This is a genomic window from Blastomonas sp. (assembly GCF_030373265.1).
In the GTDB taxonomy this organism is placed as follows: domain Bacteria; phylum Pseudomonadota; class Alphaproteobacteria; order Sphingomonadales; family Sphingomonadaceae; genus Blastomonas.
The window spans coordinates 19,564-42,695 of sequence record NZ_JAUCZC010000007.1; the positions used below are offsets into that span (position 1 = coordinate 19,564).

17 protein-coding genes are annotated in these 23,132 nt (G+C 66.7%); 3 read left to right on the plus strand and 14 right to left on the minus strand.

What is annotated here, in order from left to right; translation table 11 throughout:
• Window positions 1–6: 6 nt before the first annotated feature.
• Window positions 7–369: a hypothetical protein gene (locus QUV11_RS05790; protein ID WP_300881025.1), complete on the plus strand. Its 363-nt coding sequence runs from the start codon at window positions 7–9 to the stop codon at window positions 367–369.
• Here QUV11_RS05790 and QUV11_RS05795 read toward each other — a convergent pair.
• Window positions 366–1,250 carry an alpha/beta hydrolase gene (locus tag QUV11_RS05795; protein WP_300881026.1) on the minus strand — a complete coding sequence of 295 codons (885 nt, stop codon included), beginning with the start codon at window positions 1,248–1,250 and terminating at the stop codon, window positions 366–368. The genes QUV11_RS05790 and QUV11_RS05795 overlap by 4 nt on opposite strands.
• Before the next feature lie 140 nt (window positions 1,251–1,390).
• Here QUV11_RS05795 and QUV11_RS05800 point away from each other — a divergent pair, with 140 nt between their 5' ends.
• Complete coding sequence (locus QUV11_RS05800; protein WP_300881027.1) at window positions 1,391–2,497, plus strand: DUF3089 domain-containing protein; 1,107 nt, start codon at window positions 1,391–1,393, stop codon at window positions 2,495–2,497.
• 13 nt (window positions 2,498–2,510) lie between these two features.
• Here QUV11_RS05800 and QUV11_RS05805 read toward each other — a convergent pair whose 3' ends face one another.
• Together QUV11_RS05805 and QUV11_RS05810 are read right to left on the minus strand one after the other, a co-directional pair.
• Window positions 2,511–3,728 (minus strand): hypothetical protein, encoded by a 1,218-nt coding sequence (locus tag QUV11_RS05805; RefSeq protein WP_300881028.1) that lies wholly within the window; start codon window positions 3,726–3,728, stop codon window positions 2,511–2,513.
• Window positions 3,729–3,801: 73 nt separating this feature from the next.
• On the minus strand, window positions 3,802–6,399 hold the full coding sequence (locus tag QUV11_RS05810; protein ID WP_300881029.1) for a TonB-dependent receptor: 2,598 nt from the start codon (window positions 6,397–6,399) through the stop codon (window positions 3,802–3,804).
• 320 nt (window positions 6,400–6,719) lie between these two features.
• On the opposite strand from QUV11_RS05810, the gene QUV11_RS05815 reads away from it, so the two are divergent.
• The gene (locus QUV11_RS05815) at window positions 6,720–7,586 is read left to right on the plus strand and encodes an isocitrate lyase/PEP mutase family protein (protein WP_300881030.1); all 867 of its coding nucleotides are present in this window, start codon (window positions 6,720–6,722) and stop codon (window positions 7,584–7,586) included.
• A 7-nt stretch (window positions 7,587–7,593) separates the two neighbouring features.
• Here the strand turns inward: QUV11_RS05815 and QUV11_RS05820 are convergent, their stop codons facing one another.
• From QUV11_RS05820 to QUV11_RS05870, 11 genes are all read right to left on the minus strand, one after another.
• The gene (locus QUV11_RS05820; RefSeq protein ID WP_300881031.1) at window positions 7,594–8,166 is read right to left on the minus strand and encodes a 3-isopropylmalate dehydratase small subunit; all 573 of its coding nucleotides are present in this window, start codon (window positions 8,164–8,166) and stop codon (window positions 7,594–7,596) included.
• 4 nt (window positions 8,167–8,170) lie between these two features.
• Complete coding sequence (gene leuC, locus QUV11_RS05825; RefSeq protein ID WP_300881032.1) at window positions 8,171–9,580, minus strand: 3-isopropylmalate dehydratase large subunit; 1,410 nt, start codon at window positions 9,578–9,580, stop codon at window positions 8,171–8,173.
• 21 nt (window positions 9,581–9,601) lie between these two features.
• Window positions 9,602–10,003 (minus strand): c-type cytochrome, encoded by a 402-nt coding sequence (locus QUV11_RS05830; protein ID WP_300881033.1) that lies wholly within the window; start codon window positions 10,001–10,003, stop codon window positions 9,602–9,604.
• 125 nt (window positions 10,004–10,128) lie between these two features.
• Window positions 10,129–10,341: a DUF2945 domain-containing protein gene (locus QUV11_RS05835; RefSeq protein WP_300881034.1), complete on the minus strand. Its 213-nt coding sequence runs from the start codon at window positions 10,339–10,341 to the stop codon at window positions 10,129–10,131.
• Window positions 10,342–10,424: 83 nt separating this feature from the next.
• Window positions 10,425–12,182 (minus strand): ShlB/FhaC/HecB family hemolysin secretion/activation protein, encoded by a 1,758-nt coding sequence (locus QUV11_RS05840; protein WP_300881035.1) that lies wholly within the window; start codon window positions 12,180–12,182, stop codon window positions 10,425–10,427.
• The gene (locus QUV11_RS05845) at window positions 12,179–14,899 is read right to left on the minus strand and encodes a filamentous hemagglutinin N-terminal domain-containing protein (protein WP_300881036.1); all 2,721 of its coding nucleotides are present in this window, start codon (window positions 14,897–14,899) and stop codon (window positions 12,179–12,181) included. The genes QUV11_RS05840 and QUV11_RS05845 overlap by 4 nt, the downstream gene beginning before the upstream one ends.
• Window positions 14,896–17,172, minus strand: a complete 2,277-nt coding sequence (locus tag QUV11_RS05850) for a CHAT domain-containing protein (RefSeq protein WP_300881037.1) — start codon at window positions 17,170–17,172, stop codon at window positions 14,896–14,898. The genes QUV11_RS05845 and QUV11_RS05850 overlap by 4 nt, the downstream gene beginning before the upstream one ends.
• Before the next feature lie 99 nt (window positions 17,173–17,271).
• Window positions 17,272–19,848 (minus strand): DNA mismatch repair protein MutS, encoded by a 2,577-nt coding sequence (gene mutS / locus QUV11_RS05855; RefSeq protein ID WP_300881125.1) that lies wholly within the window; start codon window positions 19,846–19,848, stop codon window positions 17,272–17,274.
• 127 nt (window positions 19,849–19,975) lie between these two features.
• Window positions 19,976–21,598, minus strand: a complete 1,623-nt coding sequence (locus tag QUV11_RS05860; protein WP_300881038.1) for a GMC family oxidoreductase — start codon at window positions 21,596–21,598, stop codon at window positions 19,976–19,978.
• Window positions 21,599–21,656: 58 nt separating this feature from the next.
• Window positions 21,657–22,595 (minus strand): sterol desaturase family protein, encoded by a 939-nt coding sequence (locus QUV11_RS05865; RefSeq protein ID WP_300881126.1) that lies wholly within the window; start codon window positions 22,593–22,595, stop codon window positions 21,657–21,659.
• Between the two features lie 13 nt (window positions 22,596–22,608).
• Complete coding sequence (locus QUV11_RS05870) at window positions 22,609–22,989, minus strand: hypothetical protein (RefSeq protein ID WP_300881039.1); 381 nt, start codon at window positions 22,987–22,989, stop codon at window positions 22,609–22,611.
• Between the last annotated feature and the right edge of the window lie 143 nt (window positions 22,990–23,132).

The window sequence follows — 23,132 nt, forward strand, 5'->3', positions numbered from 1 at the left end:
ATCCCAATGACCCAACCCACCGATCGCCCGCACGTCATCAAAGACGCCAAGGGCAAGCGCCCGCAATTCTACAGCCAACCGGGGCTCGACCAGACGCTGTCGATGATCATGGTGCTGGCGGGCGAGGTGTGCATGCTGCGCGACCGGATGGACGCGCAGGAACGCGTCGCCAGGATGCACGGCATCAATCTGGCCGAGGGGATCGATGCGCTCAAGCTCGACGACGAGGCTCTGCAGGCGCGCGAGGCCTATCGCCAGGATTTCCTCGACCGGTTGTTCTATCTGGCGCGCAAGGAAGCGAGCGAAGCGGCGGCGCAGGAAAGCGACGAGAGCTATCGCGCGACGATCGCCGATATCGCAGTGAACTAGCGCCGCATCAGCGTCTCGCCGGGCCGTTCGCCGACCAGCGCGGCAAGGTGATCGCGCGCGGCGGCATCGTCGTGCATCCAGCCCCGCAGCATCACCAGCGACAACGCAGCCGCGCGGTCGAGCTGAGCTAGCTGCTTGGGGCCCGGCAGTTCCGGACGGCAGATCGCGCCGCCGAAATAATGGTCGACCCCATCGAGCACCAGACCGAACCGTTCCCCGGTCTTGGCCGCGGATTCGAATGCCAGCAGGTGGCTGTTCCAACCATCGGCCCCCGGCGGGATGTCGGCGGTGCCGGTCTGGATCAGCGCGGGGACGGCGAGCCCGGCATAGCCGGCAGCGTCAATCAGGGGAGCCATCGCTCCAGGCGGCGAGAACGCCAGCACCAATTTGGCGCGCGGATCACGAAGCGTCCCGGCGACCCCGTCGGGCAGCATCGGCCGCGCGCCGCCCAAAGCCAGCGCCGCAAGCCCGCCATAGGAATGACCGGCAGCGACATAATGCTTCCCCTCGATGGTCGCGGTGACGCCGCGCATATCCTCGATCCGCGCCGCCCAGCTCTCCAACCCGACGAACTTCGCGCGGTCGGGGTGATCGGTCGAATCGACGTGCAGCGGGGCGAGCACGCGATATCCCGCCTGCGTCCAAGGCTTGAAAAGCGCTTCGTATTTCCAGGGAGCCGAGGCCGCGCCATGGCCGAAGAGTACCGTTCCGCGCTGCTGCCCCACCGCGTCGTAGCGCCATGTGCGGCAGACCCTCCCCGATGGCAGGGCGACATCGAACACTGCCGGAGCCGACGGACTGGCCAGAGCGGGAATGCGGGCCGTCGCGCCGAGGGCAAGCGCCGCGCCGAGCAGGCTGCGCCGGGAAAGATCATGGTTCATCGCGCCATCCCATCATCGCCAGCCGCTTCGGGCCATACGGAGCCCAGTCCTATCCACACTGCGGACAAAGCGTGCATCTTCTGGCGCCGCCCGCGATATTGGGCAAGCATGGTGCTCAGGGATTACAGAGGGATCGAGCGATGAACAAGACTTTGAGCGCAATCGGTGCCGTCGCGGCATTGGCCGGCAGCACGGCGGGCGCACAGGCGCCGCAAAGCGCGCCGCCGCCGCCCGCCTTCGACAGCCAGCCGCAGCCGACCGCTCCAGATTACACGCAAGACCGCGCCTGGGCTGCGCTGCCAGAGGTCACAGGCCCCGCGCAGACCGTGCCGCAGGGCCGCAAAGCAGCCGCCGGAATGCAGGGGGTCGATGTCTTCTACGTCCACCCCACCACCTATCGCACCCCCGAGCGTTGGAACGCGGACCTGAGCGATGCCAAAGTCAACGCCTGGACCGACGCCAGCGTCATCGCGCGGCAGGCGGCGGTGTTCAATGCGTGCTGCAACGTCTTTGCCCCGCGCTACCGCCAGGCCTCGTTCCTCGCCACCCGCGACCGTTTCATGGAGGGCGATGGCGGCAAGGCTTATGCGCTGGCCTATGCAGATGTGCTCGCCGCGTTCGACCAATGGCAGGCCTCGCGCAACGCGGGCCGCCCGTTCATTCTCGCCGGCCACAGCCAGGGCGGCGAGATGCTGATGCGGCTGCTCGCCGACCGGATCGACGGCACGCCGCTGCAGCAGCGGATGATCGCCGCGTACGCGATCGGCATCGACTTTTCGGTCGGCTATTTCGGCACCCGCTATGCCACGCTCAAGCCCTGCGACACCCCGGTGCGCACCGGATGCGTGGCCTCGTGGAACGCGGTGACGACGCAAGCCGACCTCAAGATGCTCGGCGGATTTGCAGGGGCGCGCTTCGTGCATATTCATGGCCGCGAGGAAGGACGCGAGCCCCTGTGCATCAACCCGCTGACCTTCGACAGGACCAAGCCTTCCGCTCCCCGCTCCGCCTCAAAAGGTGCGGTGCCAGGCGAGCCGGGCGAGGGAGCGGTGCGCGCGCCGGTCGCGGGCAAGGTATCGGCACGCTGCGACAGCGGCTTTCTGGTGGTCGATGCCGATCCTGCGCTGGAACTGAAGGCCTTGCCGGGGGGCAGCCTGCACTATCACGAGTACGGCCTGTTCTACGCCGACATTCAGGCCAATGCAGAGCGCCGCATTCGCGCATGGCGCAAGCAGCGGTCGCGCTGAGCCACCGCGGACCTCAGGGCGCGGCGACCGATCCGGTTTCGCGCTTGAGGATATTGATCAGCGCCGCGCGCTCGCGTGCATCGGTGATGTTGCCCGACGAGATGATCATCGTCGTGCCCGGCGCAAAGGCATCGGGATCGGCGAGCAGCGCATCGAGCGCGGCGTCATCCCACACCTCGCCCTTCGCCCCGCGCGCCTGCAGCGCCTTGCCATAGGCGAAATTGGGGACGGATGCGATCTCCTGACCGAAGATGCCATAGAGATTGGGCCCGGCCATATGCGGCTCGCCCTTCTTCATCGCGTGGCAGAAGGTGCACCATTTGAAGGTCTTCAATCGCACCTCGCGCTCATAGGGCGTTTCGGGCGGCAGCGAGACGATCTGCGTAGGGGCTGCATGCGAGGTCACACCGGGAGGCCCGCCTGTGCTCGCTGCCTCGAACGGCGAAACACGAAACATCGCGTGCGGGCCATACAGCGCAACCGCGATCAGCCCTACGGCGAAGGCTGCGGGCCACGCAGGCGCACGCGCCACCACCGGCCTGTCACCGACAGGCGCGCGGCGCAACCGCGACAGCCCCCAGGCGAGCGCGCACAGCAGCCAGAAGCCGCCGACCATCGTCGGGCCGGGATCATAGGATTTGAAGGTGGAGAGCGCGAACACGCTGTTCGACATGCCGAGGAACGCCAGCCAGCCCATCGCGCGCGGGAAAGCGGCGATCAGCCCGGCGCGATAGCGCAGCAGCGTGTACAGCCCGGTGAGCACCATCGCCGCCTTGAGCAGCAGCATGCAAAAGCCGAGCGCGGCATGGAAATACGAAGAGAACAGCCAGACCGGGCGGTTGAGCACGGTGTGCGTGCCGCCCTCCTGGCCGGGCAGCATCGCCATGGTCCAGCCGGTGACGATGCCCAGCAAAGGGTTCAGCACCTGCATCAGCAGCACCGAAATGGTGAGCGCGGTGATCCAGCCCGTCACCGGCGAGGGCAGTGCCACCTTGCCGCGCTCGGATGCGCCGCGATACCAGCTCCACAGCCGCCACCCTGCCAGCACCAGCAGGATCACCCCCAGCACCATATGTGCGCTGCGCAGATCCCCGCGCAGGGCGCCGGCCTTGTCGGCACGGGGCATGAAGGTCGACATGACATCGAGCGCAACCGCCACGCCGAGCATCGCCCAGTCGCGAACTGCCGCCGCATCCAAGCCGTTTCCGCCGCGCGGCGTGGTCTGTGTCATGGGTGCTGTCATGTCCTTGTCATTGGCGATCCGCCGGGACAGGGCAAGACGCCCTGTCCCGGCAACTTCATCGTCAGAACTTCACGCCGGCCGTCACGCCGATGCGGCGGCCTTCGCCCAGATAGATTTCGGGGATCGAGAAGGCTGACGGGAACCCGGCGCGGGGCTGGTTGATCGAGTTCTGCACATAGGCCTTGTCGAACAGGTTGTTGGCCCACAACGCAAAGCTGTACCGGTCGCTCTCGACCGCCAGCCGGCCATTGACCAGGGTGCGCTCGCCGAAGCTGACCGTGTTGATCAGGTTGTTGAAAGACGGGCCGGTGTAATTGACATCCACCCGGCCACGCAGCGCCCACTCGTCCGACAGCGGAACATCGGCGGTGGCATGGACATTCCACTGTGTCTTGACCGAGCGCTGCGGGCGCAGGCCCTCGAGCGATGGCACGAACTGGGTGCCGCCATTGGCGGTGGGCACCGCGATGATCGCCGGGCAGCCATTGGCGCTGCCGAAGGTCGCAGGCGTGGTGCCGGTCCGGCACTGCGGAATCTGCGAGGCGTCATATGCTCCGGCCCGGAATTTGGGATCCGAATAGATGAAGCTGCCGCCGATCGCGAACATGTCGGTCACGTCGAACTCGGCCAGCATTTCGAAGCCCTTGGCACGCAGCGCGCCGGCATTCTGGACGATGCGCACCGGGTTCACCGCCGTGGGGTTCTGGGTGAAGGCAGAAATCTGCGCGTCCTTCCAGTCGACATAGAAGAACGCCCCGTTGAGTATCAGGCGCCGGTCGAACAGGCGGCTCTTGAAGCCGGCCTCATAGGTCCAGTTCGTCTCTTCCTCATACGGCACTTCGCTGGCGAGGATGCCGGTCGCGCTGACCGGGTTGCTGGTGTTGAAGCCACCCGAACGCACGCCCTTGGCGGCCGAGGCATAGAGCATGATGTCCTCGGTCGGGCGATAATCCAGCGTGAAGCGCGGGGTGAAGCTGTTGAACGTCCGCTTGAACCGTGTTCCTGCCACTGGGAACACACCCTGCGCCGGAACAGTCGTGCCATCGATCGGCTGGTTGACGTTTGGTGCGAAAGTCGGGTTGAGGATCGAGAAGACCTGCGCCTGCTTCACATCCGAATTGTAGCGGGCTTCGGCGTTGAAGCGCAGATCGCCCAGTTCATAGCCCAGTGCGCCGAAGATCGAGAAGGTTCTGGTACTCGCCGAGGAATAGCTGCTGAACAGCTGGCTGGTGTTGCTGTTGGGCACGAGGAAGAGGTTGCCGGTAAAATCATACGGTCCGACCCCGGTCGGCGCGGGTGTCACGAGCTGCGAGACCTGCACCAGCCGCTCGTTGGCGGCCAGCCCCGCGCCATCGGCGCCCAGGCCACCGGCGGCTAGCGGGATGCGCGAGTTGAAGTAATAGCCACCCATGATCCACTGGAACGGCGAGCTGTTGTCCGACTGGATGCGGATTTCCTGGCTGAAGGTGCGCACCCGCTCGACCGTGCCGATCGAGAAGTTGACATTGGTCAGCCGCGAATAGGGGGCGGCGCCGAAATTGGTGCCGCAGCTGGGATTGGTGGGGTTGCCAAGCGTGCACACACCGAACTGGGTGCCGCCCGAGGTGAGGTCGTAGTCGCTGGTCCCGCGATTGTCGGCCCAGGTGAGGCCGGTGATGCTGGTTGCCTTGACCCCCTTGATGCGGGCTTCGAGCAGCAGCGAGACTTGCGTGTTCTTTGCGACCGTATCCATCAGGCCGGGCGAGACGTCGTTGACCTTGCGCGGTTCGAGTTCGCCGCAGAACAGCAGGGGCAAGGCGGTCTGGGCGTTGACGTTGCCGCAGTTGAGATCGCGGATCGGCAGGCCATAGACCGGCGAGACCTCGGCCTTCGAATGGGTGTAGAAGCCCGACAGCAGCGCGCGGAAGCTCTCGCTCGGCTGGAATTCGAGTGCGCCGGAGATGGCATATTTCTCGAACCCGCCCAGATTGTCGCCCGGCGCCGCGGCATTCTTGCCGAAACCGTCATAGGTCACATAGCCCCCGGCGACGCGGGCCTTGAGGGTGTCCGAAATCGGAACCGAAAGCGCGCCGCGAATGCGGTAATCCTCGTCGATCCCGGCAGTGGCCTGCAGGCTGCCCGACAGATCCTCGGTGGGCTTGCCGGTGCTGATCGCCAGCGCGCCGGCAAAGGTCGACCGGCCGAACAGCGCGCTTTGCGGACCCTTGGCGATTTCGATCTGGCCGACATCGAGCACCGAGATGATATCGATGGTGTTGCGGCTGGTCTGGTAGATACCGTCGATGAACACACCGACGTTCGCCTCGACATTGAGGTCGTTGGCGGTGTTGCCCGGCGCGAGGCCGCGGATGTAGATCGTCTGGGTGTTGCCGCCCGCGATGTTGTTCATCACGACGCCGGGGGTCGAATTGCCAAGGTCTGCCAGGCTCTGGATGTTGCGTTCGGCCAGATCTTCGGCCGAATAGGCGTTGATCGCGATCGGGACCGACTGCACGTCTTCGTCACGGCGCCGCGCGGTGACGACGATCTCGGGCCGGCTGTCATCTTCCTGCGCCGCCATGTCCTGCGCGGCGAGCGGCGCGGCAACGGTGATGCTGCCCAGGGCAACGCTCGTGAACAGAACCGAACGGGCAAAGCCCGAAGCACGCATAGCTTTCATGATCTTGTATCCCCCAAATGTGACACCCGGCCGGGTGGCGCTGGCATTTTTCCGTCATGCGCCGCGCCACGGCGCCCGGATCGAATATTGCTGCCTGTCTCGTTGTCCGGACAGGCTTGCTCCTGACAGAATGATGAGCGCATGAACCCCGGCGTTCTTGCAAATCCACGGTGATCAACTATCCGCCTGGCGGTCATTAGCCCGTGCTTCCTGCGGCGGTAAGACCGCATGGCGGATATTCGCGCGGCCTGCGAGGGTGAACCGCACGCGCCATTGCATCGCGCAGCCCTCTGATGACCTTAAGGAAGGAATACCCCGCCATGGCCAATCCCATCTTGCGCGACAAGCTCGGTTCCGGGCAGTTCTTTGTTGTTCCGGGGATCCAGGACATGATCGCTGCGGTGATCGCCAACAAGGTCGGCTTCGATCTGGTCTATGGCACCGGCTATTGGCTCACAGCCTCGGCGCATGGCCTGCCCGATGCGGGAATCGTCACCTATACCGAGATGCGCGATCGCATGGCGACCTTGGTGAGGACCAGCAACGCCGCCGTCATCGCAGATGGCGACACCGGCTATGGCGGGCTGCTCAACGTCCACCACACCGTGCGCGGCTACGAGCAGGCGGGCGTCACCGCGATCCAGATCGAGGATCAGGAGTTTCCCAAGAAATGCGGGCACACCCCCAATCGCAGGATCATTCCGGTCGAGGACATGGTCGAGAAGATCAAGGTGGCAAGCGACGCGCGCGAGGACCGGGAGAACTTCCTGATCATCGCGCGCACCGACGCGCGGCAGAGCGAGGGCTTCGACGGCGCGATGCGTCGGATCGAGGCTTATGCCAAGGCGGGCGCGGACGTGCTGTTTCCCGAGGCGCTGGAAAGCGAGGAGGAGATGGCGCGCGCCTGTGCGGCGTTCGACACGCCGATGATGGCCAACATGTCGAACGGCGGATCGAGCCCGGTGCCGGTGGCCGATGTGCTGGCCCAAATCGGCTATGCCTTTGCCATCTACCCGTCGCTGACCTCGCTCGCCGCTGCCGCGGCAATGGAAAAGGCGCTGGTCGATCTCAAGAGCCAGGGCATTGGCCAGCCCGACGGATTGTTCAGCTTCGGCGAATTCTGCTCGCTGATCGGCTTCGAGGACGTCTGGGCGTTCGAACGCAAATGGGGCAAGGCTGCGGATTGAGCCGCGGTCAGTCGGCTTCGGGATAGAGCCAGGGCTGCTCGCCGCGTTGGCGTCGTTCGAATGCGTCGATCAGCGTGCCATCGCGCGCGAGGATGGCGGATGTCTCGTCCCATCCGTTGAGCAAGGCCTGACGCTGCGGCTCGGGGAGCACAAAGCCGATCACGGGCCGGCCGCCTGCCGCGATGGTGCAGGCCTGCAGATCGACGGTGAAGCTGTCGCCCGCCTGAGCAGCGCGGTGCAGAAGCGCTACCGTTTGCGAGTCCAGCGTCACCGGCAGCACACCATTGCGGATACAGTTGCCCAAGAAGATTTCGCCAAATCCCGCTGCGATGATGCAGCGTACGCCGCATCCCGATAGCGCCCAGACCGCCTGCTCGCGGCTCGACCCGCAGCCGAAATTGGAGCCCGCGACCAGCACCGGCGCGCCATTCGGCCGGAAGGCGCGGTCAGCAAAGGCATAGGCGCCAAGTCCCTCACGCGCGGTGATCGTGAGAAAGCGCGCCGGATAGATGACGTCGGTATCGATATTGTCTTCAGCCAGGCTCGCGGCACGCCCGACAACGCGGATGAAGGGTTCCATCGGCTCAGTCCGTCCCAGCCATCAGCGTGCGCACATCGGCGATGCGCCCGGTGATCGCGGCAGCCGCAGCGCTCGCCGGGCTCATCAGGTGCGTGCGCCCGCCCTGCCCCTGCCGTCCCTCGAAATTGCGGTTGCTGGTCGAGGCGCAGCGCTCGCCTGGCGCCAGGCGGTCGTCGTTCATCGCCACACACATCGAACAGCCCGCATCGCGCCACTCGAACCCGGCGGCGCGAAAGATATTGGCAAGGCCCTCGGCCTCCGCCTGCATTCCGGTCGCCGCCGATCCCGGCACCACCATCGCGCGAACGCCGCCCGCGACCTTGCGACCTTCCACGATGCCGGCGGCGATCCGCAGATCCTCGATGCGCGAATTGGTGCACGAACCGATGAACACGCGGTCGATGGGGATATCGGCCAGTGCCATTCCGGGGGCCAGCCCCATATAGTCGAGCGCACGCTTGATCTGGGCCTGCGCCTCAGGTGCGGCGCGGTCAGGGTCGGGAACATGACCCGAAACGGGCACGCCCTGATCCGGGCTGGTCCCCCAGGTCACATGAGGCTCGATCGCGGAGACGTCGAACGTCACAACGCGGTCAAAGGTCGCACCGGCATCGCTGCAAAGGCTGCGCCAATAGCCCACCGCGCGGTCCCAGTCGGCGCCCTTCGGCGCGCCGGCGCGGCCCTCCAGATAGGTAAAGGTGGTCTCATCGGGACCGATTAGTCCGACCCGGCTGCCCGCCTCGATCGTCATGTTGCACAACGTCATCCGCCCCGCCATGTCGAGCGCGGCGACGACCGGCCCGGCATATTCCACCGCAAAGCCGCGCGCGCCCTGCGCGCCGATCCGCGCGATCAGCGCCAGCGCGATGTCCTTGGCCGACGCCCAGACCGGAAGCTGGCCCTGCAGGTCCACCCGCATCGTGGCCGTGCGCTTCTGGACAAGGCACTGGGTCGCCATGACGGTGCCGCACTCGGTCGCACCGATCCCGAAGGCGAGCGCACCGAAAGCGCCGTGCGTGGTGGTGTGGCTGTCGCCGCACACCAGCGTGATGCCAGGCAAGGTGAAGCCCTGCTCGGGCCCGATGACATGCACGATGCCATGCCCGGCTCCGCTCAACGGGTGATAGCGCACGCCGAAATCGCGGGCGTTGCCTTCGAGTTCGGCGATCTGTGCGGCGGCCACGGGATCGGCGGCGGGGCGGTCGCGCATGCGTGTCGGCACGGCATGATCGGCGACCGCCAGATGGGTTGCGGGCCGTCTGAGATCGCGTCCGGTATCGGCCAGCGCGCGGAATGCCTGCGGGCTGCTGACCTCGTGGACCAATTGCCGGTCGATATAGAGCAGGTCTTCGCCGCCCTCGCCCGCCCTGACGACATGGCTGTCCCAGAGCTTGTCATACAGCGTACGGCGCATCGGATCAGCCAGCCGCTTCGGTCAAGGCACAGGCTTTTTGAGATAGACGATCAAGGCCTTGCGATCGGCCGGTTTCGCCAGCCCGGCAAAGGCCATCGACGTGCCGGGGACAACCGCCTGCGGCCGCTGCAGCCAGGCATCGAGCGTGGCCTCGTTCCACACCACAGCAGAGCTCTTCATCGCAGGCGAATATTTGAATGCCGCCACTGCGCCAGCCTTGCGCCCCACGATGCCTTGCAGATGCGGGCCGATCTTGGCCGGTCCGGCTGCCGTCATCGCATGGCAGGCGGCACAACGCAGGAACAGCCGCTTGCCCAGCGCTGCCTCGCTCGTGGCCGCAGGGGCTGCAGCCAAAGGCGAGCCGGTCAGGGGCAGTACGGCTGCAAACGCAATGGCGAGCATCACGGAGAAGACGGTTTTCATGGAGACCTCGCTCAGACGGATCACGATAACAGATCGTGCCGTGGTCGCAGCGTCTCGGCAAGAGAGCAGCCGGCGTCGCCATGGTATCCGCCAGCCGGATAACCCGGGGCTCTAGCGGACAGGCGTCAGGATGTCTTGCGCAGCGCCTCGGGCTTGTGTGCGGCCTTCTTGCCGGATTTCTCGCTCTTGACGATGAATTGCGGGTCGTCCTTCGATGCCGCCACCTTGTGACCCTTGATATGCGTCGGGCTGGTCTGCTTCTTTTCGACGACGCCACGGGTTTTGCCCTGGCTCGTCTCCCATTCGACATGATCGCCCTTGTGCAGGTCCTTCGCCATCGTCTTCTCCTATCACCGCAATAGCGCGAGCCGGGCCGCTTGGTTCCCCCGCCTGCCTGTTCCCGCCGCGCGGTCTCGACACGCTAGAACCGGAGGTTCCACGCGAGCGCAAAGGAGAGTCCATCATCCTGCAGATCGCGGTCGCCGCTGACAGGCGCATCGATCAAGGCATGGCCGTAGGTAAGGCGAGCAGAGAGCTGGGGCGACGGGGTCCAGCTCAACTGCGCGCCGATGCTGGCGATCTCGCCGGGAACGGGCTGGAAAGCCCGATCGGCGTTGCGCACCACCGCGCCATCGGCGAACACGGCGGGGGTGAAGGTGCCCCACCGCAGCCCCAGCGCGCCTTTTGCGCCTGTCCCCAGCACCAGCGGACGCGCCAGCTCCACCGACCCGGTGACCCCTCGGTCGGCGAGCAGCAGGCTCTCGCGATAGCCACGCACGCTCTGGCTACCACCGGCAACGAAGCGCTCGCCCGCATACAGCGCGCCTTCGCCATATTGCCCGGCGAGTCGCGCGCGCAGCTCGAAGCCGCTGCGGCCCAGTCGGCGCGCATGGCTGATCTGGCCCGTCCAGCTTCTGAAGTTGGGCGATGGTGCCGCGATGCCGATCACGTCCGAGCGGCTGCCCTCGAGCCCTTGCGTGAAGCGGACCTGCGCGATCCACACCGTCGCCGAGCTGCGCCGGGTCCAGTCTGCGCCAAGCCGGAGCGCGGTATATTCCGCCAAGCCGCGCACCGACCCCGGGCTGAATGAAAAGGGCTGGCCGAGCAGGAAGGTGCGGGTTTCGCGGTGAATGATCCCGGCGCGCAGCATCACCGCCTGCGCGCTGGCCTCTGCCTGCCCATCGCTGGAAGCGGGCGTCAACGGCCGCTGCCAGACGGTGAGGCCGAAGCCGCCTTCGACGAACCAGTCGCGCGCGCGAATATTGAGGTTGCGCAACGGCGCATCGACCACCGCCGCTCGGTTGTAGCCGGCGCGCAGGTCCAGCGTCATTGCAGGGTCAATGAACGGCGCGGCATAGTCCGCCAAGATGTCGGGCCGCCCGGCGGTGAGACCGGCGTCGAGCGCGATCCGGTCGCCCGGCATCAGCGCATTGCGCACACTGAACCCGGTGCCGAAGCGCAGCCCCCCGACGGCGGGCGAGCGGCTGTTGGCGATGCTCGCCTGCACCGCAAAGCGCGGCGCCGGATCGACCAGCAGCGACAGCCGTGCCTCGCCGGGTTGCGTGCCGGGCTGCAAATCGGCCTTGACCGTGGCGATGGCGTCATCGGCAGCGAGGCCGCGGAAATCGCGTTCGATGGCCAGGCCGTTGAGTGGCAGCCTGCGAATCGACGGCATGCGTCCGAGGACATAGGCCTCGCTCAGACCGCGGCTGTGGCCGTCCTGCCACTCGACCGCGGCACCGCCCGGTGCCAGCCCGCCGGCGACCAGGCGCAGCACCAGCGCCGAGCCATGTCCGGTCGCATCGGTCACAGGATCGATCAGCACGCCTGAATTGACAAAGCCGTTGCGGACATAGGCGAGGCTGATCTGCTGGACGACCGCCGCAATCCGGTCGAGCGGCACTGGCGCGCCGAGCAGGCCATTGGCGGCAACCTGCTGGCGCACCCATTCGGCGTCGAGCCTGTCGCCCTTGCGATAGCGGACCGCAAATCCGCCAAAGTCGAGACCATCGCTGTCCGCCGTCGCGATCGCGGTCACCGCCTCGTCGGCGCGCACCTCGACCGAGCAGAAGCTGACGATCCCGGATTCCGCCGACATCGGCGCAGGTTCGCACGGTGGCGCCACCGGGTGTGTCACCGGTTGCGCGGCCTGCAACGCCAGCATCAGGACGAAGTTCAACGGCATCCCCCGGCGACGCCATCGCCATTTTCCAGCGCCAGCGGGCCAACGGCATCGATCGCAAGCCGGCTGACCGATCCGCTGCTGCGCGCCGCGCGGCACTGGCCTGCAAGCACGCCTGCTGCGTCTCCGAAGCTGACGTCGGGCGTATCGATCCCGCTGCTGACATTGCCGACCTGGCTGTCGACCACCAGATCGCCATCGACCAGCAAGAGGTTGCTGTTGTCGGCCGAGCGGATGAAGAAATCGGTGGCAAGCTGCACGTTCGCCCCGCGCTGCTGCCCCAGCGCCTCGATCCGCGCGCCATCGGCGATCAGCGCATAGGGGCGGCTGATGCTGATCCGTCCGCCGGTGCCCGGACCCGACGAGGTGGCGATCACCGCCGGGTTCGCCCCGCCGGCCAGTCTGAGCAGGCCGGTGTCCGGCAGCGCCAGCTCGATCTGCCCCGCAGCGCCGAGCATCGAACTGGTGGTGATCGTGCCGCCCGGCCCCAAGGTGATGCGTGGCGCGGAGACGGCGATATTGCCTGCTGCCCCGCCTGTGCTGGCCATTGCGCCGTTGGTGCTGGCGATCTGGCTAGCGGTGACCGTGATGGAATCTTCGGCCAACAGCACGATATTTCCAGCGGTGATTGCGTTCTGCGAGCCGGTCGTCACCTGCGCCCCGTCGGCGAGCGCGATATCGCGTCCAATCAGCACCACCGTTCCGGCCTGCCCCGGCGCCAGGCTGGAGGCATCCGAGCTGATCCGGCTGCCCTGCCCCAGCATGATCCGCTCCGCCAGCAAGGTCACCGCGCCCGCATCGCCAAAGCCTTCGGTCGCTGTCGAGATCGTCCCGTCCGTGACTGCCAGCAACTGGCCTGCATCGATGGCAATCGTGCCCGCCCGGCCCGGGCCCGGCGTGACGATGAACGAGCCTCTTTCCTCATCGAACAGGTTGAGCGACAGCGCCGCCGATGAAATGCTGCCGCCATCCGCGATCGTCATCTGGTCTGCGCGAATGACGATGTCGCCGGCATTGCCGAAGCTGGTGGAAGAGGTCGAGATGCCGGTGCCCCTGCCGATGACATCGAGCTTCCCGGTTTCGATCAGGATCCGGCCCGCGGACCCTGTATAATCGTTGATGTCCTCGATTTCCTGGGGCCGCGGGATCCGTGTCTCGGACGATATCGTGGGGCCGCCGATATTGTTGATCATCCGGATCGCGCCTGCACGAATGGAAATCGCTCCCGCGTCGCCCAGCCCCTCGCTGATCGACTGGATGCCGCCAAAGCCATCCAGTTCGAGCAATCCGCCGACCGTGATGTCGATCGGCCCAGCCGCAGTCGCGGTTTCGGTACGCGTGGATATCCGACCCAATGTGATCTTCATCGAGCCAGCACGGATCGTGATCGATCCCGGACCAGATGCATTCGGGGCCTGATTTTCGGCCAGGATTAGCCCGGTGGTATCCATGAAAAGTCGACCAGCATCGATGACGATGTTGCCCGTCGTGCCCACGGGCTGCCCATCGGAATCGGACAGAGTGGTGCTGATCAGACCGATCTCGACGATCTCTACCAGATCTGCGCGGACGTGGATGTTCCCGACCGACCGGCCAGGTGCCGAGCTGCCGCGCGCCTCAATATTGCCGCCTTCGACCAGCAGATGCTGCGCGTTGAGCCGGATGGAACCGCCGCCACCTTCGATGGTGCTCACAATGCTAATGGAGCCCATTGGTCTAACAATGATCTGGTTCGCATCGATGTGCATGTCACCGCCGAGCTCGTCGACACCCGGCAGGCTGGCAACCCTTAGATCGCCGTCGACTACCTCAAGCCGGTTGGCCACCACCCGCAAAGCGGGGCTTGGCGATTGCTGCGCGAGGACCTCGATCGTTCCACGATCCGCGAGCAGGATTTCGCCAGCCGCTAGGTCAAGGCGACCGCCTCCCTCACCATCCGCGAGAATCGACCCGCCGAAAATCAGGATGCTGCCGCTCAAAGCCGTGGAGGTCATGCCTGGGCCCAATGGCAGATCGGTCACACCACCGCCCACAGCGGCGACAGACATCCGTTCGGCGGTGACGAAGGTATCGAACACGACGATGTCGCTGGCGCTGAGCGTCAGATGTCCAGCGCGAATGCCGAAGATGAAATCATCCGACGCGTCGAGCCTTGTGGTGAAAATCGGCTGGTTGTTGCCCAGAAACCCGAAGCGCGCAGGTGCTGCCATGCTGAAGGACGATCCCGATGCGGTGCCGCTGACCAGCACACTGCCATCGGCAAAACCGAGCTGGTGCGCGGTCGAGAAGTGCGCGGTGCCGCCGACATCGACAAAGGCGCCATCACCGAAGATGATGCCCGCCGGGTTCAGAAAGAAGAAATCCGCCCCCGGCATCGCGCTCGCATCGATCGTGCCGCCGATGAACGAGCCCTCGCCGCCGGTGACGCGGTTGATGACGTTGCGGATGGTGAGCGCATCGCTCGCGGTCCAGCGCGCGATATCGCCTTCGGCCAAGCTGAACCGGGCAAAGCTGTGAAAGAGATTGTCGCCAGCGCGTACCCCGCCGCCGATCATGGTGACCGCGCCGTCGGCAATCGCGGTTGTGCCGGTGCTGAGCGAGGCGAGGGTATCGGGGTGGATCGCGGTCTGGGTGTCGATCGCCTCCTGCGCGGCCAGCAGCCCGGCCTGCAGCGCCAGCGCCGACGCGAGCAAAGCGCGGTGGATCGGCCTCATCGCCAGCTCCCCACAAGCGTGAACGCACTCCAGATGCCCGGATCGGCCCATTGCCCGTCGGCCCCGCGCGCCAGATCGATCTGCGCCAGCTGCAGCGCGCGGGCACGGCCCACGCCTGCGCGATAATGCGTGTAGAACGCCTCCATCAAGGCCGCGGTGCCGGCATCATTGACCTCCCACAGCGACGCCAGCGCGCTTGCCGCGCCAGCCTCGACCGCCGCGCCTGCGAGCCCCATCGCCTGATCATCGTCGCCCACCGCGGTTTCGCAGGCGCTGAGCACCAGCAGCTGCAGCGCTTCGCCGCGAAGCTGGTTGGCGCTGAGCATCGCGCGCAGATCGGGCAAAGTGATCGCCTCGTTGTCGGCAACGATGAACGAGCGCTCGGTGCGGCCATTGAACGCGGCGTGAGTCGCAAGGTGCAGCACGCTCGCCGGACGCCGCGCCAGCGCACCCGCGAGCGATGCCCGCGTGAAATCGGTCAGCAACACGCCGTCGTCGCCCGCCGCCATCGTGGCTTCGGCAGCGGTGCCTTCCAGACGGGTGAAGCGCCCGACGGCCAGATCCATTTCCTTCTCGAGCGAGGCGGCGATGATCGAGGGGTCGGTGTCGCGCGTTCCTGGCGCGGCAAAGCTCAGCGCGGGGACGACCGCGAGTTGCACCTTTTCCATGAGGAAGGTGCCTTGGGCATCGATCAGCGCGGCAAAGCTGATCTGGCGCAGCGGCCCATCGGGGACGATGACCAGGGTGCCGCCGGGCTGGAGCTTGTCCGCGATCGGAGCGATCAGCGCGGCATACAGCGCTTGCGAAGCCGCCTCCCAGTCGTCGCTTTCGCCGCTCAGCGATGTCGTCATGCGCTGCGCCAGCGCGGCGATGCTCGCGCGATTGATGCTCCGATCGGGCGGCATCCGGCGATAGCGGCGTTCGCTTTCGCCGCCCGTGGCATAGAGCAATTCGACCCGGTCCTCGAGCAGCAGCGGGTAGAGCAGCACCTCGCTTGGCTGCAGGTCGGCAGGTGTCACCGGATTGCGCAACGGCACGCATTCGGCCCCCAGACTGTTCTGCAATTCGGCCGAACGATAGGCCTCGGCGATCCGCTGCGCCTCGCCCAGCGCCGCCGCGTCATCGCCCGCGCCGCCCAGCGTCGTGCCGATCGCGCGTTCGAACACCGGGCGGACGACCAGATCGAACCGGCTTTCCTCGGTCAGGGGATCGACCGGCATCAGCACGGTGCGAACCCGCTCCAGCGCGCGATAGGCGGCCAGCACATGCTCGCCCGCACGTCCAGGCTCGGCATCGGCCAGATAGAGCGAATATTGCGGCAGATGCTGCGGCAGCGGCTGTTGGCTTTCCAGGAACACCGCGCGGCGCAGCAGACCACGCGCAGCCTGTGCATCGCCGCGCGCCAGCGCAATGCGACCGCGAACCGCGGCAAGCGAGGCGCTGTCGTCCGTGCCCAACGTCGCTGCGAATGCGCGCACGCCGCTGTCGGCCGTCTCGCCGGCGCAAAGTCCGGCATCGCAGGCGAGCATCAGCAACCCGCGCTGCAGCACCGCACGCTCGGCCACGTCCTGCATTCTGGTGGCGGCGTCCAGTCCCCGCGCGATCGACCCTGCCGCATCGGCTTTGCGCGCCTTTTCCAGCCGCGCCAGCCGCAGCGCCGCCAGCGCGGTGAGCCGGGGATCGTCCGCCAGCACTGCCCGGTTGAGGGCGCAGGCGAAGGCGGCTTCCAGCCTGCGTGCCGAAGCCTCGATCGCGCCCTGTACGCCTGCACAACCGGGGATGGCGCGGGCCGCTGTCGAGCGCATTGCCCCCAAGCTGCCGCGCCGGACGCCCGATCCGCTCGGCGGAGCGCCACCGGCCAGTGCCAGCGCCCCCTCCCACGCGGCCCGCGCGGCGAGCGGCGCATCGCCCGCTGTGTCGGCGAGATCGAGCGCGGTCCGCAGAAACGCCAAAGCGCGTGCCTGGCTGCCTGCGCGCGCACGGCGCATCGCCTCGCCCGCGATCAGGCAATATTCGGCAAGCTGGCGCGTGTCGGCCGCAGATACCGTGGCCGCGTCGGCACCCGAACCCAGCAGCAGGTCCAGCGCGGCGTCCGCCCCATCTTCGCCGCTGCGCATCAGCGTGCGCGCGCCGGCGGCCTGGCCCTGCGGCAGCAGGGTGGCGGTGGTGGCAGTGGGCGGCGCGTCGCATACGACGACCATCTGCGGCATGGCGACGGCAGGCGCCGGGGGCTGCTGCCCGTTGAGCGCGAGCGCCAACATCCATGTCTGCACAATCGCCATCGCCCCGGTGCGCGCTCCCTAAACCGCTTGCAGACTAGCGGGTTTTACAAATCGAGAGAACGGCAAAAACCGAGCACCGAGCGCAAGCGCCTATTCGCCCAGCAGACCCTTGAGCCGGTACAGTTCCTCCAGCGCATCGCGCGGGCTGAGATTGTCGACATCGACCCCCGCCAGTGCCTCGCGCAGCGCGTCCTTCGCCTCGGGCTCCTTCGCCATTGCCGCTGCGAACAACGGCAGATCGTCGAGCCCCGCCGCCAGCCCACCGGTCGCCTGTCGTCCGGCCTCGAGCTTGGCGAGCACCGCTTTTGCGCGCGCCACCACCACAGGGGGAACACCGGCCAGCTTGGCGACGGCAAGGCCATAGCTGCGGTCCGCCGGCCCATCGGCAAGCTCGTGCAGCAGCACCAGATCGCCCTTCCACTCGCGCGCGCGGACATGGTGCAGCGACAGCGCATCGAGCCGGTCGGTCAGCCGGGTCAGCTCGTGATAGTGCGTCGCGAACAGGCAGCGGCAGCGGTTGGTATCATGCACCGCCTCGGCGATCGCCCAGGCCAGCGCGAGCCCGTCATAGGTGGATGTGCCACGCCCGACCTCGTCGAGGATGACGAACGAGCGTTCGGTCGCCTGGGACAGGATCGCCGCGGTCTCGACCATCTCGACCATGAAGGTCGAGCGGCCGCGCGCCAGATTGTCCGATGCGCCGACCCGGCTGAACAGCCGGTCGACGATGCCGATTTTTGCCGAGCGTGCGGGCACGAACGCGCCCGCCTGCGCGAGCAGCACGATCAGCGCGGTCTGGCGCAGGAAGGTCGACTTTCCGCCCATGTTCGGACCCGAGACCAGCCACAGCCGGTCTGTGCCCGAGAGTGCGCAATCATTGGCGACGAACGCCTGGCCCTGCTTGCGCAACGCCGCCTCGACCACCGGATGGCGCCCGGCCTCGATCGCGATGCACGGCTCGTCGGTAAGCGCGGCGCAGGTGAAATCACCCTCTGCCGCCATCGCGGCGTGGCCGGCGGCGACATCGATCCGCGCGAGCGCCGCGGCGGTGCGGGCGATCGCCTCGCGCGCGGCGACCACTTCCTCGCACAATGCCTCGAAATGCGCTTCCTCGGCCGCAAGCGCATGCCCGCCCGATTGCGCGATCCGCATCGCTTCGTCGTGCAGCGCGGGAGAATTGAACCGCACCGCGCCCGCCATCGTCTGCCGGTGCGCAAAGCCACTGTCGGGCTTCATCAGCGCATCGGCGCGCGCGGCGGGCACCTCGATGAAGTATCCGAGCACCGCGTTGTGGCGGATCTTGAGCGCCTGCACGCCGGTCGCGGCCTTGTAGTCGGCCTCGAGAGCGGCGATCGCGCGGCGGGCATTGCCCGAGGTGTCGCGGAGCGCATCGAGCGCGGCGTCGTAGCCGCGTGCAACATAGCCCCCCTGGTTGCGTTCGGTCGGCGGGCTTTCGACCAATGCGCGCTCGAGATGCTCGACCAGCGCACCATGGCCCTGCATGTCGGGGAGCAGCGCCTTGAGCAAATCAGGCAGGTCGTCGCCGCGCGCCAGCCGCTCGCGAAGCGCCCGCGCGGCACTCAAGCCATCGCGCAACTGCCCCAGATCGCGCGGGGACCCGCGCCCGGCCACCACCCGGCCCAGCGCACGCGCCAGATCGGGGATCGCCTTCAAGACATCGCGTACGCCGTCGCGGCGCAGCGAATCCTCGTGAAACCATTGCACCAGCGCCAGCCGGTCGCGGATCGCGGCGATATCGGTCAGCGGTGCCCCCAGATCGCTGGCGAGCAGCCGCGCGCCCGCGCCAGTCACTGTGCGGTCGATCGCGTGGATCAGCGATCCGGCGCGTCCGCCCTGCTGGCTGGTGAGGATCTCGAGGCTTTCGCGCGTGGCCGCATCCACCGCCATATGCTGCGCGATCTCGTGCCGGCGCGGCGGCGCGAGGAACGGCATAGTGCCGCGCGAGACATGCTCGAGATAGGCCATCAGCCCGCCGGCCGCTGCGAGTTCGGCGCGGCTGAAGCTGCCGAAGCCGTCGAGCGTCGCGACGCCGAAATGGGCCTTCAGGCGCCGCTCGCCCTCGATGCTGCTGAACGCGCCCGCTGGTCGCAGGATGGCATTGTCGGTGAACGGGTCGGTGCGGTCGGACTGGATCAGCTCGCTGGCCGACAGGCGCGCGATCTCGGCGGACAGATCCTCGGTGCTCGCCTGCATCAGCTCGAACCGGCCGGTCGAGATATCGCACATCGCCAGGCCATAGCCGCCGTCGGCGCTGGCGAGCGCGACCAGCCGGTTTTCGGCGCGCGAATCGAGCAGCGACTCCTCGGTCAGCGTGCCGGCCGTTACGAAGCGTACGATCGCGCGCGCGACCAGGGCCTTGGACCCGGCGCGCGCCTTGGCCTGCGCCGGGGTTTCGGTCTGCTCGGCAATGGCGACGCGGTGTCCCGCCTTGATCAGCCTTGCGAGATAGCCCTCGGCGCTGTGCACCGGCACGCCGCACATCGGCACGGGATCGCCGCCATGCGCCCCGCGCGAGGTCAGCGCGATATCAAGCGTCGCGGCGGCGGCCTTGGCGTCGTCGAAGAACAATTCGAAGAAATCGCCCATCCGGTAGAACAACAGGCAATCGGGCGCCTCGGCTTTGAGCGCATGATATTGCGCCATCATCGGCGTGGGGGCGCTGTCGGAGGGGGGCTGGCTCATCCGGGATCAACTAGCGGAGGCTGCACACCGGTGGAAGGGGTGAGCTCTTATTAAATCCTCCCCGAGCTCGTCTCGGGGAGGATTTGGAATACTAAGCCGCCACCATCGCCCCCACGCGCAGATCCTCGGCGACGAACGCCGCACATCGTTCGCCGATCATGATGCTGGGGGCGTTGGTGTTGCCGCTGACGATCTTGGGCATGATGCTGGCATCGGCGACATACAGCCCCTCGACCCCACGCAGTTTGAGCCTGGGATCGACCACGCTGCCTTCGTCCGAGCCCATGCGGCACGTGCCGACCGGGTGATAGACGGTGTCGGCGCGGCTGCGGATCAGATGGTCGAGCGCGGCATCATCGTCGAGGTCGACCGGATGACGGTCGACCGGCTCATAAAGCGACATTGGCGGGGTATCGAAGATGCGGTGCATGAAGCGGACGCCGGCGCGCAGCACCGCCATATCGCGTTCGTCGGCGAGGAAATTGGGGTCGATCCGCGGCGGCGCGGCAGGATCGGCGCTGGTCAGCGTCACCGTGCCCTTGCTTTCGGGGCGCAGCACGCAGGCGTGGCACGAAAAGCCGTGGCCCTTCACGTTTTCGCGGCCGTGATCCTCGAGCACCGCGGGCACGAAGTGGAACTGCACATCGGGCGCGGGTGCATCGGGCATCATCTTCCAGAACCCGCCCGCCTCGGCCCAGCAGGTGGTAAGGATTCCGGTGCGCTTGCGGCGATGCTCCAGCACCGCGCGCGCCATGCGCATGGTTCCGGCGAGCGAACTGCCGAAGCTGTCGGTCGCTTTGGTGGCAAAACCCGAGACATAATCGATATGGTCCTGCAGGTTCGCGCCCACCTCGGCGCGGTCGGCAATCACGTCGACGCCGTGCTCCTGGAGCATCCCGCCTGGGCCGATGCCCGACAGCTGCAGGATTTGCGGTGATCCGAACGCGCCGGCCGACAGCACCACTGCACCGCGCGCGAACACCTGAACCACCTTGCCTGCGCGCTCATATTCCACGCCGCGCGCACGGCCGTTCTCGATGATGATACGCCGGACCAGGGCATGGGTGCGCACATCCAGATTGGCGCGATCCTTGGCGGGTTCGACATAGGCGCGCGCAGCGCTCCAGCGCTCGCCGTTCTTCTGCGTGGTCTGGTAGAGCCCGAAGCCTTCCTGGCGTGGGCCGTTGAAATCGGTGTTCGTCGGAAGCTGCAGCCGTGACGCTGCCTCGATAAAGGCGAGGCTGCCGGCGTTGGCCCATTTCTGGTCGACCACCGACAACGGGCCCTCGCCGCCATGGTGCGCATCGAACTCTGCCGACGAGCCCGCGCGAGCATTGCCCTCGGACTTGCGGAACCAGGGCAGCACATCGGCATGGCTCCAGCCGGTGGCGCCAAGCGCCTCCCAGTTGTCGTAATCCCAGGCGTTGCCGCGGATATAGACCATCGCGTTGATCGCCGACGATCCGCCCAAGCCCCGGCCCCGCGGCTGGTACCCGGTGCGGCCATTGAGGCCGGGCTGGGGGACGGTGTCGAACTTCCAATTGGTGTTGGCCGGCAGGAACGGCATGAATCCCGGCGTCTTGACCCGTACCCCGTTGTTGCGCCCGCCCGCTTCGATCAGGCAGACCGACAGCCCCGCATCCTCGCTCAGCCGTCCGGCGACCGCGCATCCGGCAGATCCGCCACCGATAACGATGATATCGTACTCGTTCATGCTCTCTCCTCACGGGCTCTTTTATAGCGGCCCTATAGATTCAGCTCATTCGGCCCATTCATTCGGCAGGTGTCAGGCTCCCACCGGAATAAGGTTCCGCAGCGGGGCGCACCGGCTGGCGCGCGGCCCACGCCGCCTTTATCGAATCGCTGGTCTCGCGGCTGCCATCATGGCTCCAGCCCGGCGGGCGCAGCAGATAACCCAGCTTGTTGCGAAAACCCGGCGCGCTCCACATGTCGCGGGCGATGCCGACCCATTCGTGGAACGCTGCCCAGAGCAGGTTGAAGCTGCCCAACTGCTTGACGATGCCATAACGGATCGGCTCATCGGCGCGCTCGGGAACGAAGGTGCCGAACATCTTGTCCCAAATGATGAAGACGCCGGCGTAGTTCGAATCGAGATAGCGCGGATTGATCGCGTGGTGGACGCGGTGGTGCGAGGGCGTGTTCATCACCGCCTCGAACCAGCGCGGCAGCCTTTTCACCGCCTCGGTGTGGATCCAGAACTGGTAGATCAGGTTCAATCCGCCGCAGAAGGCCACCATCAGCGGGTGGAAGCCAAGCCAGAACAGCGGCAGCCCGATCAGCAGGCCGGGGGTGAAGAACCCGGTCCAGGTCTGACGCAACGCGGTCGAAAGGTTATAGTGCTGGCTCGAATGGTGGATGACGTGCGCCGCCCACATCCAGCGGACGCGGTGGCCCAAGCGATGGGCCCAGTAATAGGCAAAATCATCAAAGACAAAGGCGATGGGCCACGCCCACCAGACAAAGCCGATATCGAAGATGCGGTGTTCGTAGACCTGAAACGCGATCAGCAGCGCAAGCCCGCCGGTCAGCGCGCCGGCGACCGTGCTGCCAAGGCCCAACGCCAGCGATGTCAGCGTGTCGCGCGGCTCATAAGCCCTGCGATCGCGCCGCCGCACCCACCATATCTCGATCAGGATCAGCAGCACGAATGCTGGGATAGCAAGTTCGGTCGGGTTGGGCAGATCGGGCACCATGCGTGGCTGCTTACATCATTGTCAGCAGCTTGTCTCTATCCTGTTTTGACAGAGCGAGTGAAACTTGCCCAAACCGCGGGTCTCCGGTTTCGACCCTCCACTCTTCGCTGCAACGGTGCACACGCAGCGGCTTTTGCAGCACGCGCCCTGCACAGTGCGCGCCATGGCGCTTGAGGATCACGATGCGCCCGTCGGTCCCTTCGACCAGCGCCGCCTCGCCGTCACTCGACATCAGCACCGGACCGGATTCGAAGCCTGCGATCTGTTCCTCGGCGATGCGTGCGGCATCATCGGCATCGCCGATCCGGCTGTCGCCCATCTGCAGCAGCCAGACCAACCCCGCGACCGCAAGAATGGCAGCCAGTGGCGCGAACAGCAGCATCATGCTCATTGGCGATCGTCCCCGTGTCCAGCCGGGTCTATGCCCGGTCGTTGCCGCGATAATAGCACCCCGCGCGCGATAATGAAAACCATGGCTAACACCGGCAGGGGTTGATTTGTGAACGGCCCCGTGACTACGGCTCGCGCACGGAA